The following is a 15,006-nucleotide window of genomic DNA, read 5'->3' as shown; positions in this document are numbered from 1 at the left end:
GTAATCAGCCTTTTTTGCATAAACAGTGAATGAATATGAAAGAATATACGGAAATAACGTATTATTATTCTTAATCTATTCACCGAAGATTCCGGAATGCATTTTTTAGAAAATATATGAGTTATAATAATAAGGCATATAGAATCATTTTAATGTTAAAAACAGAAAAATAGAAGCATTTAGTCGCAGCCGTCATGCCTCTGTGTTCAAGCATAAATTATCATTCAGTTCATCCTTCTTGTACTGCTTTACGGTATCACTGTTTTGCAAGTTGTGCATTCTCCCTGTTCGTCGTATGCGCGTATCAGGTAGAAGCCGCGAGTCAATCCGGTGATAGGAAATGTGAAACTGCTTTCTGCTATTCCGGCACTGTCCACCATATTGTGTGTGGCAATAGACTGTCCGCTGATGTTGAGGATTTCTATGCGGGTAATAGGAGAGGAGGTATTACTTACCAACGTGAGATAAGCGCTACGCGGATTCCCTGTCAGGCGGATGGTGGGACGGGAGTAGGCGGGGATGTCTTTGATGCCGGTGGTGCCGGTTCCTAAATTGATGAAAGTAACAATTGGGTTATGGTCTGAGCAGCGGTACATGTTGCCTGGCTGAGCACCGCTTTGATCGATGTCCATTCTCTGAGGCTCGTCTGCATTGATTCGGAACGGACGGGCATCCACTGCTTGCTGTTCGAGGGTACTTGTAGCCAGACTGTGATCCAGATAACCTATGGCGTAGCTACTGTTGCTGAAGAAAGCATAGCTGTATTCGTTGGGAGCATAAGTCGTGAGCAGGTTGACGAGGCCACCGTCTTCGAGTGTACGGATGGGATCTTCGCAAGTATAGGCATTCAGGTCGCCTACTACCAGTACGTCAGGGTCGTTATAGGTCTTCTTGATTTCTTCAATGAATTGCAGGGTAGCTTCTGCCTCTTGCACGCGGCGAAGATTGTAGGCTCCTTGGCCATCACCTTTATCTTTATATTGGTTCGGAATATTACTGCCTACTTTGGCTTTCCAGTGATTACAACAGAGGATGAAACGTTCTTTATTACTGTTCAGTTGGAAGCCTTGGGCGGTTTTGCGATTTGGCAGATAGTTGTCTGCCAACGTATTCGGGCTGATAGCGCCGATGGGGGTAACGGTTTCGCTATCGTAGATAAAGCAGGCCATACCTTGTGCATTGTCTCTGTAATAGCGTGTTTGGTATTTCTGTGTATCGCTGTTTCCGTTCAGAAGTTTGTAGTTTTCGTTCAGGAGTTGGCAGAGTTCATTCAGCCCAGCTGCGCCTTCCACTTCAACGAGGGCGTAGATGTCGGCTTGGAGGGCTTGCAGGGCGAGAGCTACTTTGGAGAGTTTAATACTGTATGTATCAATACTTTTGTTGAGATGTTCCAGGTTGAAGCTGGCTACTTTCAGGTTATACTGTTTGGTGATGTTGCAGGATGTGGGGCGCTCGTTTCCTTTGAATTCAGGTTTTCGGGTTAGCGTGATGGTATATGTCCCGTTGCGATAGCTGGCGTTTCCGGTCAGGCCTTCTACAGTCTGCCCGATGCGGCAGGTGGAGTTGGCATCTGTGAAGGAGAAAGTGCCTTGTCTGACGGTGAGTTGATTCTCCTGGTTAGCTTGGTTTTCTTGGTTGAACATCTCTATGCCTGGTTGGTTCTTCTCGGTAGGAGTCCATAGCTGACCTTTGGAAAGGGTGATTGAACCGGTATTATAATTACGGTTGCTTGTCAGTGTCAACGTGTTGGTGATGGTCACTTCTTTTCCGTTCAGGGCGCTCGTCCGGAAGTCATCGGGAAAGCGGACTTCTTGCTGGGCAAATAGCAGTACCGGTAAGAAGTTGAGAACAATGAGTAGTTGCTTTTTCATAAGTGTTTTTATTTTATTTTCATCTCCATCAGCACCGGATTATGGTCACTGCACAAGTCCAAGTCGGGCGAGTAGTAACGGTATCCCCGGATGCCGGGAGAATGGAAGATATAGTCGATGCGCAACAAGCGTTTGAAGTAGCGATAGGTGTACATATAGCCGCGACCGCACGTTCGGAAACCATCTTTGAGGATACCACTCAGCTTACGGTAGGTGTAGGAGGACGGCAAGGAGTTGAAATCACCACATGCCACTACAGGGTAGGGACTGGCAAGGATGAGTTGGCAGATGGAGTCTGTTTGTCCGGCACGCTTCATGAAGTTGTCATGCAGGGAGGTAATGGCGCCTTGAACGACTTCGGCTTCGCGGCGGGTGTCGCTGGTGTTGGCAAGGTCGCGTTCCCATTTATGGCGGTTCTGGTTGACGCTGGTGGTTTGCAGGTGATTATTGAGCAGGCGAACGGTGTCGTGTCCCAAAACGATGTCGCACTGCATGCTGCAATTGACGCTCTGCGGATAGGATATGAATTGGGCGTTGATAAGCGGATAGCGACTGAATATGGCTATAGGAAGTACTCCTTGCGTTGTGTCTTCCGTGGGCATTGAGGCGTACCGCCAATGGGAAAATACTTTGCGGATGCTGTCCATAGGGAAATATTGGTTGTCGTTGAACTCTTGGAAGCAAAGTACATCGACTTCTTGCTGCTTCATGAAGCGGGCTATTTCTTTGCAGGAGTAACCGGTGATTTCATCGCCGAAGTTACCGACGTTGTAGGTGGCTACTTTCAGGTAGCCGTCGGCGTAGTTGCTGCTGTAGTGCCCTTCGGGAATTTCTTTGGTGAGGCTGAACTGGAAGATGGCAAGGATGTAGCTCCAATTGAAAATTAAAGCTGCAAGCGGAACAAATGCCCGGCGTCTGCGGGCGAATGCCCAGCAGATAGCAACAAGAAAGTTGCATATTAATAGTATAGGAAGTACCAGTCCCAATATAGGCATGTATACCGAATCTGCCGGATTGTAGTACTTGGAGAAAGCGGCAGCTATCGTAACAATACCTAAAAAGAGAGTTAGTATAACCGGAATACTACGAAATAAAGTTTTAACTTCTGACTTTCCCATGGTATTTAGCGAAGCGAAGCTTTGCAATTTTGAATTATGAATTATGTTAATCAGTAGTATCTTTATTCTCCTCCTCCCAGGAGGAGAATAAAGATACTACTGATTACTAAGGAATATTATACTCAAGTAGTTACATGGCTGCGTAATCGTGCCGCAAGGCCATTCAAAATTCATAATTATTTTAGCGCATAGCGCTAAATTATCCTTTTACTACGTTTACCGGTTTCCCATCAATAAATGCCTTCACATTACTTACTGCGATTTGCATCAACCTTTGGCGTGCTTCAAAGTTGGCCCATGCAATGTGTGGGGTGATGAAGCAATTCTTTGCGGTCAATAGCGGACTGTCGGAACGCGGAGGCTCATCGGAGAGTACATCCAGTCCGGCGGCATAAATCTTTCCGCTGTTCAGCGCATCGGCAAGGTCTTGCTCGTTTATCAGCCCGCCACGGCCGGTATTGATAAGGATTGAAGTAGGTTTCATTAATGACAGGTGTTGGGCATTGATCAATTCGCGGGTAGTTTCCGTGAGCGGGCAGTGCAGGCTGATGATATCGCATTCGTGGAATAGCTGATCTATTTCTATCTTTTTGATTTCAGGAGGAAGCTGTAAACGCGATTTGGAAGTATGCGCCCATACCTTCATGCCAAAACCGATGGCGATACGGGCAGTGTTAAATCCTGTTTGTCCCAGACCGATGATACCTATCTTCTTGCCGAGCAGTTCGATGAGTGGAGTATCGTAGAAACAGAAGTCGGGACTGCTTCCCCACTTCCCTTCGCGCACTTCGTCTGAGTAATGGCGCACTTGCTGGGTGATGTTCAGTATATGGGCAAATACCATTTGCCCTACGGATGGGGTACTGTATGCAGGTATATTGGTTACGACGATGCCACGTTGTTTGGCGGCGACGGCGTCTACCACGTTGTAGCCTGTAGCCAGCACGCCGATGTATTTCAGGTCGGGCAGGGCGGCTATCGTTTCGCTGTTGAGCACTACTTTATTAGTAAGGAGGATTTCTGCGCCGGCAGCACGTTGCAGAACTTCGTCGGGGGCGGTGCGGTCGTAGATTGTGCACTCGCCTAACTCTTTCAACTTATCCCAGCTCAGATCGCCCGGATTTGCGGTGTAACCGTCTAATATTACAATTCTCATTTTGTCTGTATTTAAAGTGACTGCGCAAATTTAGGGAAAAGATTTAGAAAAGGAAAAGATTTATGCAAAACCAATATTAGTTTTTAGCGAACGAAGAACTAAATCTTAGTGAAGCAACAATTAGTAAGATTAAAAATCTTAATTTTGCAGGCATGAAATTGAATATAGCAGACTGGAATATAATTCCGTATGCTGAGGCTTGGACTAAGCAAACGGAGTTATTCGATACCCTTGTTTATGCCAAACAAGTAAGCAAGGAATATGAAAACCACATTATTTTGTGCGAACATCCGCACGTCTATACTATTGGTAAGAGTGGGAAAGACCGGAATATGTTGCTGGGTGAAGACCAGCTTCGGGCGATAGACGCTACGCTGTACCATATCGACCGTGGTGGCGATATCACATATCACGGTCCAGGACAATTGGTATGTTATCCGATTCTCAACCTCGAAGAATTCTCTTTAGGGCTGAAAGAATACGTACATGTATTGGAAGAAGCCGTTATCCGCGTATGTGCTTCTTATGGTATTCCCGCCGGAAGATTGGAGAAAGCTACAGGTGTATGGTTGGAAGGCAATACACCGTGTGCCCGCAAAATTTGCGCTATCGGGGTGCGTAGCAGCCATTTCGTCACCATGCACGGACTGGCGTTGAACGTCAATACGGATTTAAGGTATTTCAGTTATATCAATCCCTGTGGATTTATAGATAAAGGGGTTACCTCGTTGCAACAGGAATTGCAGCGGGAAGTACCGATGGATGAAGTGAAACAGCGTTTGTATATGGAGCTGCAAGAACTACTCCATAAATCAGAGAAGTGAAGATATGATGTCAGACGTGACTTTTGCAATATTAACCTTAATAATATATTTATGAAAACAAACAAATTACTTTGTGCCGGAGCCGTTCTAACCTTGCTGGGAGCCTGTGCTCCAGCCGTGAAAGCTCCTGAAGCTATTTTACCGGTTCCCGAAGAAAAACAAGTTGAATGGCAGAAAATGGAAACCTATGCTTTCGTTCATTTCGGATTGAATACTTTCAATGACCGTGAATGGGGATATGGAGATTCCCGGTTAAACTCAATGAGGAGACTACCACGGTAGGTTACAAGCGATTGTTACGCTTTGAGACAGTTTCAACTGATAAGGTTCGCATACGCTTCACCGATGCACGCGCTTGTCTTTGCATAAATAATATTGAGGCTTATTATGCCGGTGAAACATCCGAAACCTTCACTGTCAAGACAGAAGAGTTGAAAAGCTATCCGTTTACACTTACCGGGATGCCCGAAGGCGAATCCCGGAAGTGTATGGATAAAGATGGAAGTACCACTGCTTTTATCGAAGGCAATACGTTACTGATTGATTTGGGAGAAGAACGCACTCTGACTTCTTTCTACTACCTGCCTGATCAAAGTGAATATAACAAGGGGTTAATATCCTCTTATGAACTATCCGTCGGAACCGAAGCCGATGCCGTGAATCAGGTTATTGTGAAAGGTGAATTCTCCAATATCAAACACAATCCTATCTTACAAACTGTGTACTTCACTCCTGTAAGGGCGCGTTACCTGTCTTTGAAGTCAATCAAGATGGTCAATGAGGGTGAAAGTATGGGATTTGCCGAAATAGGAGTTCGATAAAGGACTCCTTATTTCAACCATTTGTCCAACCATTCAAAGAATGTGCGTTGCCACAGGATACCGTTCTGCGGCTTCAATACCCAGTGGTTTTCATCCGGATAAATAAGCAATTCGGCAGGAACACCACGCATTGCAGCGGCGTCGAATGCTGCCATAGCCTGGTTGGCAAGAATGCGGTAATCCTTTTCACCGTGGATACAGAGGATAGGAGTGTCCCATTTGTCTACGAACAGATGCGGGGAATTGGCAAATGTGCGCTGAGCCACCGGGTTTTGTTTTTCCCAGTATGCACCTCCCATATCCCAATTGGCAAACCATTTTTCTTCTGTTTCCAGATATTGCATTTCCATATTGAAAATGCCGTCGTGGGAAATGAATGCCTTGAAACGTTTGTTGTGGTGTCCGGCAAGCCAGTATACGGAGAATCCGCCGAAGCTGGCGCCTACGCACCCGAGACGGTCTTTATCTACAAACGGCTCTTTCGCCATTTCATCAATAGCGGTGAAGTAGTCTTTCATGCATTGGCCACCGTAATCGCCGCTGATAGCTTCATTCCATTCCACGCCGAAGCCCGGCAGACCGCGGCGGTTGGGCGCTACGATAATATAATCGTTGGCTGCCATAATCTGGAGATTCCAACGATAGCTCCAGAACTGGCTTACGGGGCTTTGCGGACCACCCTGGCAGTACAACAGGGTCGGGTATTTTTTGTTCGGGTCGAATTGTGGCGGATAGACTACCCATGTCAGCATCTGCTTTCCGTCCGTAGTCTTCATCCAGCGGGCTTCAACATTACCCATTTCCAGTTGGTCGTAGATATGTTTATTCTCAAAAGTCAGTTGCTTGGCTTCGGCGAATGTGTCATCGCTACGTGTGGCAGATACAGCATAGATTTCATCACCCATGCTCATGGAGTGGCGTGTAGCAATTACTTTATCACCTGCGAGGGCAAGTGAAGCGTAGTCGTACATGCCGTCAGTCAGTTGGGTAATCTCATCGTTTGCAGCAAGGTTGATGTTATAAATCTGTGTTTCGCCATGCCACACACCGATAAAGTAGATGCTCTTGGAGTCTTTGTTCCAGAGGAATACGTCCACATTAGACTCGAAAGCCTTGCTGACAAAACGTTTTTCACCTGTTTCCAGATTCATGATGAAAAGGCGGTTCAGGTCTGCTTCGTATCCGTCGCGTTCCATGCTTTGCCATGCGATGTATTTGCCATCGGGAGAATACTGTGGGTTTGTATCATACCCTTTATTTTCTTCAGTGATATTCTCTGTTTTCTTAGTGGCGATATCATAGATATAAATATCGGAGTTAGTGGAGATGGCATAAGTCAAACCGGTTTTCTTGCGACAGGTGTAAGCTATTTTATCTCCGGCGGGACTCCATGCCAGTTGTTCAATGCCACCCCATGGTTTCATAGGGCTTTCATAAAGTTCACCTTCCAGAATATCCGTTATGTTGCTGATACCGTTATCGTCGAAATCGGCAACAAAAGGATGTGGGGCGGTAGTGGTCCATTCATCCCAATGCTTGTACATCAGGTCATTGACGATGATACCGGTTGCTTTCGGCAGGTCGGGATGTTTTTCTGCGGTACTCTGTTTGGTCTTTACTTGGGCGATGAAGAGCAATTTCTTGCCATCGGGAGAGAAAGAATAGCCTTCGATATCACCATCATATTGCGTCAACTGCTTTCGTCCGCTGCCGTCGGGATTCATTTCCCATAGTTGGCTGCTACCGCTTTCGTTGGAGAGGAATGCCAGCTTGGTGCCGTCCTTTATCCAGGTCACTTCATTTTCCTGCCACGAGGAATGGGTGATTTGTCTGTTCTCCGTACCATCTGCATTCATTATGAAAACTTCGCGGTTGCTCTTGTTCTCCGGCACGCTGTAATAGGCTACTGTGTAGGCAATTTGCTTTTCATCGGGCGATACAGTCATACCACCGATGCGTCCCATAGCCCAAAGCGCTTCGGGAGTCATACGTTTACCTTCAATCTTGATATCCGACCGCTCAATAAGCGGTACTCCGGCTTGCCCTGCGTCTTTAGTTCCTCCGCAGGCAGCCAATGTCATTGCTGCTGACATAAGCAATAGGTTTACTTGTTTCATACGTTGTTAATTATTTAAGGTATAATGTATAATGTCTCTGTCTACCTTATTCGATAAATATGTTTCAACCAATATTCAAATACCGGATCTTGCAGGACTATCCTATTTCCCGGCAGAATATCAATCAAATCTTTTTCTGTTGTTGCTTTTTTCAGGTTTTTGATGTTGGCAGATGTTCCCAATTGGTATTTAGTAAGTACTTCTTTCGACGAAAAGTTAGTGGATCCGTCGACCACTGCCAGCAGAAAATTGATTTGTCGCGGAGTCAATGTATCAATGACGTTGGCAAAAAGCAGGCTAAGCTGCCCAACGATATCATTGAAAGCTTCATCTACTATCTCGGTCGAAACCACAGTCTCCGTTCGAAACCACACCTGTTGACTTAACTGCTGTGTGTAATAAGGATGATTCTTCATCCGGTCGGCAATCAAACCGCACAACTCTTCCCGAATCTCTTTTCCTGTTTCAGAGAACTTTCTTCCGATAAACTCTATCCAATCCTCCTTTGATATTTTTTCTAAAAACAGGATCTCTCCAAACTTGTAGAAAGGCATATTGTAATTATGGAAGATATCCAGAAGCATGTGTCTTTTGCTACCATACAGGCAATAACATACGTCTGTGTGCTTCTGCCAGTGCGATCGTAGTTTTCGCTGAAATGCCAATGGGTCATCATACTCATTGATGTTCTGGAATTCGTCGATGCAGACTATCATTTTTCTCCCGGAATCTTTGCTAAGCGCCTGCGGTAGATTCAATACTTCGTCAAACGTCATCTTGTTTTCCTTGAAATCAAGTCCGAAAGATAATTCACATGTTTGAGCCGTATCCGAGAAAGTGACAGTCGGAAGCAATCGTCCCAGATATTTGCGAACGGTAGCTGTAAAATCATCCCATGCAGAATGGTTGGCTTTGAGTACGGCAGTGGCATAAGCCAGATAGAATTCTTCTTCCGTACGGCAATTGAAGATATCCACTTGGCATATTCGTATAGATCTATCCTCTTTCAACAGTTGTTGTGCAACTCGATTTACCAATGAGGTCTTTCCCCACCGTCGCGGAGAAATAATGATTGTGTTCACAAGTCCGGAGAAGTTACGTTTCAGCAGTTCAACTTCTTTTTTTCTATTGGTAAAGTTGCTCTCATCAGCTATTCGCCCGTATATAAAAGGTGTTCCCATAATTAATAAATATTGGGTTTTCAGTACAAAGATAAGGATAAAGATTGAAACGCAAAGCATGTAATCAATCTATTTCAAATCATTTAGTTTGAAATGGATTGATTACATGCTTTGCGCTCTTTTGCACTATATTCTCTTCTCCTTCCATCGTCCGCTTTTAATATACCATCGGCAGAATAGCAGAATGAAAATGGAATATACTATTTCTGATGTCCAGCACAGGGCTACATCCAGTCGTAAGTAGAGAATGATGTAAGTGATGTAGGCCACATAGATTACCAGTGTTGTTAGTTCTATCCATAGTGCCGTGCGCGTATTCCCTGTTCCTGATACTGACAGGAAATATACATTACCGGGTACCATGAACAAGTACGCGGAGCATAACACCCAAAGCGAATGTACCGCTGCATCCTGTAGCTCGGGCATATCCGTGTAAATGCTGAGCACCGCTTTCGGAAATAGCGCGAAGAGTGCTGCCAGAGGTAATACAAATAAGTATGCAATGCGCAAATGCTGTCGGATAGTACCCTCCACGCAATCCTTTTCACCGGCGCCAATCAGGTTGCTGACCAATGAGCCGCAAGTTGAGGCAAATGACATCATTACCATGAACAATATGCCGGATACACTGCGGATGATGTTGGTGACAGCAAGCGACCGTTCGCCCAGATGCTCCACATAGAGGAAGAATAGAAACCAGGTGGACAGGGAGATAACGTTCTGTATCATTGTCCAGAAGGAAACGTTCAATATTCGTTTCAATACTCCACTGCAAAATTTAGGTATGCGGTCCAGCCCATACTTGCGGCAGTCGATGTGGCTGCGGGTGTAGAGGATAAAGAATACCAGTGAAACCAGTTCGGCAAGAGATGAACCGATAGCTGCGCCGGCAATGCCGAGAGCCGGGAAGCCGAACTTACCGAAGATGAGTATGTAGTTGAAGAGCACATTGCTCAATACCATCACGATGGAGTTCAGTGTCAGCGTTTTAGTCTGCGTAGTTCCCAGGAAGAAGGCGCGGAACATGGCAGCGCTGAATGAGAAGAACGCTCCGAACACACGCCAGTTCAGATAACCGATGGCTGCTTCATAGATATGTTCTGAAGACACGATGCGTTTCAGAATCAACGGAGAGAGGAAGTAGGAGACGAGGAACATGACTGCCGCCAATCCTATCTGGAAGTAAATTCCCTGATAGAACAGGTTTCCGATTTCCTTGTACTGCTGTTCGCCATTGCGCCGTGCGATGAGTATCTGCGCACCGATGCTGAAACCGAAGGCTGCCATGAATATTACCATGTAGAAGACACCCGCAATGGCGGATGCTCCCAGTTCTACTTCACCTACCCGTCCCAGAAAGGCGGTATCCGTCATACCTATCATTTGTTCCATCAGCAGGCTGATGAGAATGGGGTAGGCTATAGTCCAGATCTGTTTATTCGTATATTTAGTTTTCATTGTCTTTTTTAGTTGTAGCTGTTAAGTATCTCAGTTTAATTGGTTTATAGTATAAATGAAAAATTGGCAGTATAGTCCTTGTAATCAAGGTTTCTTTTCCTGCATACAGGCAATTTTTTAGACGCAGATAACGCGGATNNTTTAAATGCTGCGCTATGTTAACCTATCCGGAAGATAAAATAGAAATCTGCGTCGTCCGCATTCTCCGCGTCTAAAAGATTGCTTGCATTGCGCAGCAACCTGATTGATGCCCCCGAACGTTAATATCTCATTTATATGACTAACAAATCATGTTCAATAAGAGAAAAAGAGCCGGACAATTGCACCAATTACCCGGCTTTCTTGTATCAAGTTGATGAAAAGAGAGGAGATTTATTTTTTATTCTGTCTTTCTTTCATCATTTGCTCCTGTTGTTTCTGCATTGCTTCCAGGCGGGCAGCAAAGCCAGTCTTCTTCATCTTTTTCGGGTCTTTCTTGTTAGCTTCCAACTGGGCGAGAAGTTTCTCCTCATTAGTCGTTTTACGCAAGACAAGTGTAGTAACCACACTGATCAACGTTGAAATGAAGTAGTAGTAGTTCAACCCCGAAGGATAACTGTTCAGGATGAACAACATCATAATCGGCATCAGGTACGTCATCCACTTCATTGCTGCCATTTGCGGGTTGGCGCCGGTATCCTGTTGCTGCATCATATACTTGGAGTTCCAAACGTTCACAACCGTCATCAGCAAGCAGAACAAACTAAGGTGACTGCCCAGGAAGGGGATATTGAACGGGAAGTTAATGAAGGCATCGTACGTAGAGAGGTCGTCCGCCCATAAGAAACTCTGTTGACGTAACTCAATAGCGCTCGGCACAAACATAAACAAGGCAATCAAAACCGGGAATTGCACCAGCATCGGTAAACAACCTCCCATCGGACTGACGCCATATTGACTGTACATACCCATGACTTCCTGTTGTTTCTTCATCGCGTCTTCCTGCTTGGGGTACTTTTTGCCGATTTCGTCAATCTTAGGTTTCAGCACACGCATCTTGGCAGAGGATATATAAGTTTTCCAGGTAGCGGGGAATACAACCGCCTTTACGATTAATGTCATCAGTAACAATACGATACCCATACTTAACCCCCAACCGGATAACCAGTCGAAAATATTGATGGTAAACCATTTGTTGATCCAACGGATTAACGGCCAACCCAAATAAACCAGACTGTTTAATTCCCATTTTTCCTGCCTGCCTTTATCCAATGAAGTCAGAGTCTTGTAATGGTTCGGGCCGAAGTAGAGGAACATTTTTGTCGGTTCTTCACCCGTCGGGTCAAAAGCCGTACTCATTTCGGCTGAGTAATCCTTAATGTATCCGCTGCCTTCTGCATCCATTTTGGAAACTAACTTTGTTTTCTCAAAGTCAGAGTTAGCAATGAATACCGAAGAGAAAAACTGGTTTTTGAAAGCAATCCAATCCAAACGTTCGGGTACTTGTTTCTCATCATCTTTATTGGCGGACAAATAATCCGTGCCGTCGCCTATAATCTTATATGTCAGTTCGGACAAACGGTTTTCGTAAACATACCCTTTCTCAATCTGGCGGGCGCGTTGTGACCATTCAATGTCGACATAGTTATTGGTTGTTGCCAGATTATGCTCCATACCCTTGGCTTCAATAGTGAAATCAGCCAGGTAAGAGTTAGGATGCAATGCATACTTGAAGTCTATGAAACTTGCGCTGTCTGCAACCATACGCATGGTTACGGTACTGTCCGTATGATTCACAACTTTGAAGTAGTAGTCCTTTGTTTGTATTGTTTCCTTCTTATTATAGAAAAGGAAATTCATGGAAACATCGTTTCCTGTGAATAAGGTTACAGGAGTTTTCTTATCCTGCTCCATGTATTCTTTCAATACAGCGGAAGATATGGAACCACCCTTTGTACGGAGGGTTAACGTTGTCAAATTGTTCTGAATGGTAATCAGTGAATCTGTTCCCTGGCGTGCATTGAAGAATAGTGATGTCGAATCTACGGTTTCCACGTCCCTTTCGTTTGCCAATGCTGCTTCTGCTTTGGCTTTCAATACTTCTTCTCGTTGCTGTACCAGCGAAATGGAGTCGTAATAACGCTGTTGTGCCTCCAGTTGTTCCTTGCTGGGACGGCTCAGAAAGCTGAAACCGATTAATAAAATGGCTATTAGAACAAGACCTGTAATGGTGTTTTTATCCATGAATTTTTGCTGTTTATCTATTATTATGGTTTAATATTTGGGATTGCTGTTTATTTCCCTTCTTCTTTTTCCTTTTCTTTAAAACTCTCGATAGATGCCTTGATAAATGCTACGAACAGCGGATGAGGGTTTATTACCGTACTGCTGTATTCCGGATGAAACTGTGTTCCGATAAACCATCTCAGTTTGGGTATTTCAACGATTTCTACCAGGTCGGATTCCGGATTGATGCCTACACACTTCATACCTGCCGCTTCGTATTCGGCTTTATACTGGTTGTTGAACTCGTAGCGATGGCGGTGGCGTTCCTGGATATGTTCGGTTCCATAAGCCTCGAATGTTTTGCTTCCCGGTTGAAGAACGCATTCATACGCTCCCAGACGCATGGTTCCACCCATATTGGTGATGGATTTCTGCTCTTCCATTATGTCGATGACATTGTGGGGGGTCTTTTCGTTCATCTCGCGTGAATCGGCATCGTCATATCCCAAAACGTTACGTGCAAATTCGATAACGATACATTGCATACCCAGGCATATTCCGAATGTTGGAATATCGTGTGTGCGGGCATATTTGATAGCGGTAAACTTACCTGCCATGCCACGTTCGCCAAAACCCGGGCCAATCAATATGCCCGCCTTGCCTTTCAGTGCTTCGGTTATGTTTTCGTCTGTCAGTTGTTCGCTGTTCACGAAGTCAACTTCCACTTTGCAGTCGTTGTAGGTTCCTGCCTGGGAAAGGGCTTCACGAATGGATTTGTAGGCATCCTGCAAATCATATTTCCCTACCAGTGCAATGTGCAGCGGTTCTGTGTCCTCTGCTTTATGACGGCGTTCCAGGAATGCGCGCCATGGGCCTAATCCCGGAGTATCTCCAACGGGCAGTCCCATTTTCTTTATAATGGTTTCGTCCAGACCTTGCGCCTGCATCAACAACGGCACTTCGTAAATAGTAGAGGCGTCGATGCTTTGTACTACTGCGTTCTCGTCTACGTTGCAGAACAAGGCTACCTTCTTACGCAGGTTAGCGCTCAATTCATGTTCCGTGCGCAGTACTAATACATCCGGCTGGATTCCTGCGCTCTGCAATTCTTTTACGGAATGTTGTGTGGGCTTCGTTTTCAGTTCACCGGCGGCGGCTAAATAGGGTACATAAGTAAGGTGTACGCACAATGCGTCGCGCCCCAATTCCCATTTCAACTGGCGGATGCTTTCCAGATAGGGCAATGATTCGATATCGCCCACCGTACCGCCGATTTCGGTAATGACAAAGTCAAATTTATGCTTGTTCCCCAGCAACTTCACGTTCCGTTTGATTTCGTCCGTGATGTGTGGGATTACCTGGATAGTCTTACCCAGATAATCGCCGCGACGTTCTTTGTCGATAACACTCTTGTAGATACGTCCGGTTGTGATATTGTTGGCTTTGGTTGTCTGTATGCCCAGAAAACGCTCGTAGTGACCTAAGTCAAGGTCTGCTTCGTGCCCATCTACAGTTACGTAACATTCTCCGTGTTCGTAGGGGTTCAGGGTTCCCGGATCGATGTTGATATACGGATCAAACTTTTGAATGGTTACTTTATAACCTCTTGCTTGTAACAATTTACCGATGGATGATGAGATGATACCTTTGCCTAATGAAGAGGCAACACCACCAGTGACGAATATATACTTTGTTTCTCCCACAGTTATATTGTTTTTAATATTATTATTCTATTGATATCATAGCCTGCAATGCTCCTTGTAAAATCAAAAACACGTTTAATTATGACTCTCAAAATAAATTTGAGGAGAATTTAAGCAGGCTCTTAAAAAGCGCAAAAATACAAAAAAAAGAGGAAGTACATAAGAGCTTGTTTAAATTTTCCTCAAAAAGTTTNNGTTTTGAGTTTATTTTCGGTCTGTTTTCCTCTTTTTACTCGTCACATAGCCCGCTATGCTTTTCATAAGAACAGAAAAACATCCTCAAAAATAACTCTCGAAACATGATACATTCGTGTTAATAACTGAAGTTTCGCATCTTGTCTGTATATAGCTGAACTATCTCTGTTGATAATCAGTAGTATCTCTACTGATTATCAACAGGATAAAAAACATGCGAAACTTAAATTAATAGTGAAAGATGTTTTAACCTGAATTATTCATACTGCAAGATAAATGACAATTTATTAGTAATTAATGCATGTGATTAGTGGGAGTAACTTGCTTCTCCTCCTCCCGGGAGGAGGAGTACCCGTA

10 protein-coding genes and 1 pseudogene are annotated in these 15,006 nt (G+C 44.8%); 3 read left to right on the top strand and 8 right to left on the bottom strand.

Annotated elements, in window-relative coordinates; translation table 11 throughout:
• Window positions 1-248: 248 nt before the first annotated feature.
• From B2Z67_RS14970 to B2Z67_RS14960, 3 genes are all read right to left on the bottom strand, one after another.
• Window positions 249-1,871, bottom strand: coding sequence for an endonuclease/exonuclease/phosphatase family protein (locus B2Z67_RS14970; RefSeq protein WP_291530644.1), 1,623 nt, complete (start codon window positions 1,869-1,871; stop codon window positions 249-251).
• Between the two features lie 8 nt (window positions 1,872-1,879).
• Window positions 1,880-2,989 (bottom strand): endonuclease/exonuclease/phosphatase family protein, encoded by a 1,110-nt coding sequence (locus B2Z67_RS14965; protein WP_291530643.1) that lies wholly within the window; start codon window positions 2,987-2,989, stop codon window positions 1,880-1,882.
• A 199-nt stretch (window positions 2,990-3,188) separates the two neighbouring features.
• Window positions 3,189-4,145, bottom strand: a complete 957-nt coding sequence (locus B2Z67_RS14960; RefSeq protein ID WP_291530642.1) for a D-2-hydroxyacid dehydrogenase — start codon at window positions 4,143-4,145, stop codon at window positions 3,189-3,191.
• 128 nt (window positions 4,146-4,273) lie between these two features.
• Between B2Z67_RS14960 and lipB the strand changes: the two genes are divergently transcribed.
• The 3 genes and pseudogenes from lipB to B2Z67_RS14945 form a co-directional block, all read left to right on the top strand.
• The gene (gene lipB, locus B2Z67_RS14955; RefSeq protein WP_291530651.1) at window positions 4,274-4,969 is read left to right on the top strand and encodes a lipoyl(octanoyl) transferase LipB; all 696 of its coding nucleotides are present in this window, start codon (window positions 4,274-4,276) and stop codon (window positions 4,967-4,969) included.
• Between the two features lie 51 nt (window positions 4,970-5,020).
• Entirely contained in the window at window positions 5,021-5,251 is a 231-nt protein-coding gene (locus tag B2Z67_RS14950) for a hypothetical protein (protein WP_291530652.1), read from the top strand.
• Window positions 5,203-5,790: pseudogene (locus B2Z67_RS14945) on the top strand (discoidin domain-containing protein); the annotation flags it as partial. The gene B2Z67_RS14950 and the pseudogene B2Z67_RS14945, both read left to right, overlap by 49 nt.
• Window positions 5,791-5,798: 8 nt before the next feature.
• On the opposite strand, the gene B2Z67_RS14940 reads toward B2Z67_RS14945, so the two are convergent.
• From B2Z67_RS14940 to B2Z67_RS14920, 5 genes are all read right to left on the bottom strand, one after another.
• Window positions 5,799-7,907 carry an alpha/beta hydrolase family protein gene (locus B2Z67_RS14940; protein WP_291530641.1) on the bottom strand — a complete coding sequence of 703 codons (2,109 nt, stop codon included), beginning with the start codon at window positions 7,905-7,907 and terminating at the stop codon, window positions 5,799-5,801.
• Between the two features lie 41 nt (window positions 7,908-7,948).
• Window positions 7,949-9,088: an AAA family ATPase gene (locus tag B2Z67_RS14935; RefSeq protein ID WP_291530640.1), complete on the bottom strand. Its 1,140-nt coding sequence runs from the start codon at window positions 9,086-9,088 to the stop codon at window positions 7,949-7,951.
• A 126-nt stretch (window positions 9,089-9,214) separates the two neighbouring features.
• On the bottom strand, window positions 9,215-10,546 hold the full coding sequence (locus B2Z67_RS14930; RefSeq protein ID WP_291530639.1) for an MATE family efflux transporter: 1,332 nt from the start codon (window positions 10,544-10,546) through the stop codon (window positions 9,215-9,217).
• A gap of 372 nt (window positions 10,547-10,918) precedes the next feature.
• Complete coding sequence (gene yidC, locus B2Z67_RS14925) at window positions 10,919-12,769, bottom strand: membrane protein insertase YidC (protein WP_291530638.1); 1,851 nt, start codon at window positions 12,767-12,769, stop codon at window positions 10,919-10,921.
• Between the two features lie 50 nt (window positions 12,770-12,819).
• The gene (locus B2Z67_RS14920; protein ID WP_291530637.1) at window positions 12,820-14,454 is read right to left on the bottom strand and encodes a CTP synthase; all 1,635 of its coding nucleotides are present in this window, start codon (window positions 14,452-14,454) and stop codon (window positions 12,820-12,822) included.
• Between the last annotated feature and the right edge of the window lie 552 nt (window positions 14,455-15,006).

It is taken from the genome of Bacteroides sp. UBA939 (assembly GCF_002293435.1).
Taxonomy (GTDB): domain Bacteria; phylum Bacteroidota; class Bacteroidia; order Bacteroidales; family Bacteroidaceae; genus Bacteroides.
The sequence above is the reverse complement of the archived record's forward strand: the minus strand, read 5'-3'. Positions and strand labels throughout refer to the sequence as shown.

Excerpts from the sequence above, each read along its gene's own strand:
- B2Z67_RS14960 (WP_291530642.1), bottom strand. The coding sequence starts at position 4,145 with ATGAGAATTGTAATATTAGACGGTTACACCGCAAATCCGGGCGATCTG.
- B2Z67_RS14950 (WP_291530652.1), top strand. The coding sequence starts at position 5,021 with ATGAAAACAAACAAATTACTTTGTGCCGGAGCCGTTCTAACCTTGCTG.
- B2Z67_RS14970 (WP_291530644.1), bottom strand. The coding sequence starts at position 1,871 with ATGAAAAAGCAACTACTCATTGTTCTCAACTTCTTACCGGTACTGCTA.
- B2Z67_RS14940 (WP_291530641.1), bottom strand. The coding sequence starts at position 7,907 with ATGAAACAAGTAAACCTATTGCTTATGTCAGCAGCAATGACATTGGCT.
- B2Z67_RS14930 (WP_291530639.1), bottom strand. The coding sequence starts at position 10,546 with ATGAAAACTAAATATACGAATAAACAGATCTGGACTATAGCCTACCCC.
- B2Z67_RS14935 (WP_291530640.1), bottom strand. The coding sequence starts at position 9,088 with ATGGGAACACCTTTTATATACGGGCGAATAGCTGATGAGAGCAACTTT.
- B2Z67_RS14965 (WP_291530643.1), bottom strand. The coding sequence starts at position 2,989 with ATGGGAAAGTCAGAAGTTAAAACTTTATTTCGTAGTATTCCGGTTATA.
- yidC (WP_291530638.1), bottom strand. The coding sequence starts at position 12,769 with ATGGATAAAAACACCATTACAGGTCTTGTTCTAATAGCCATTTTATTA.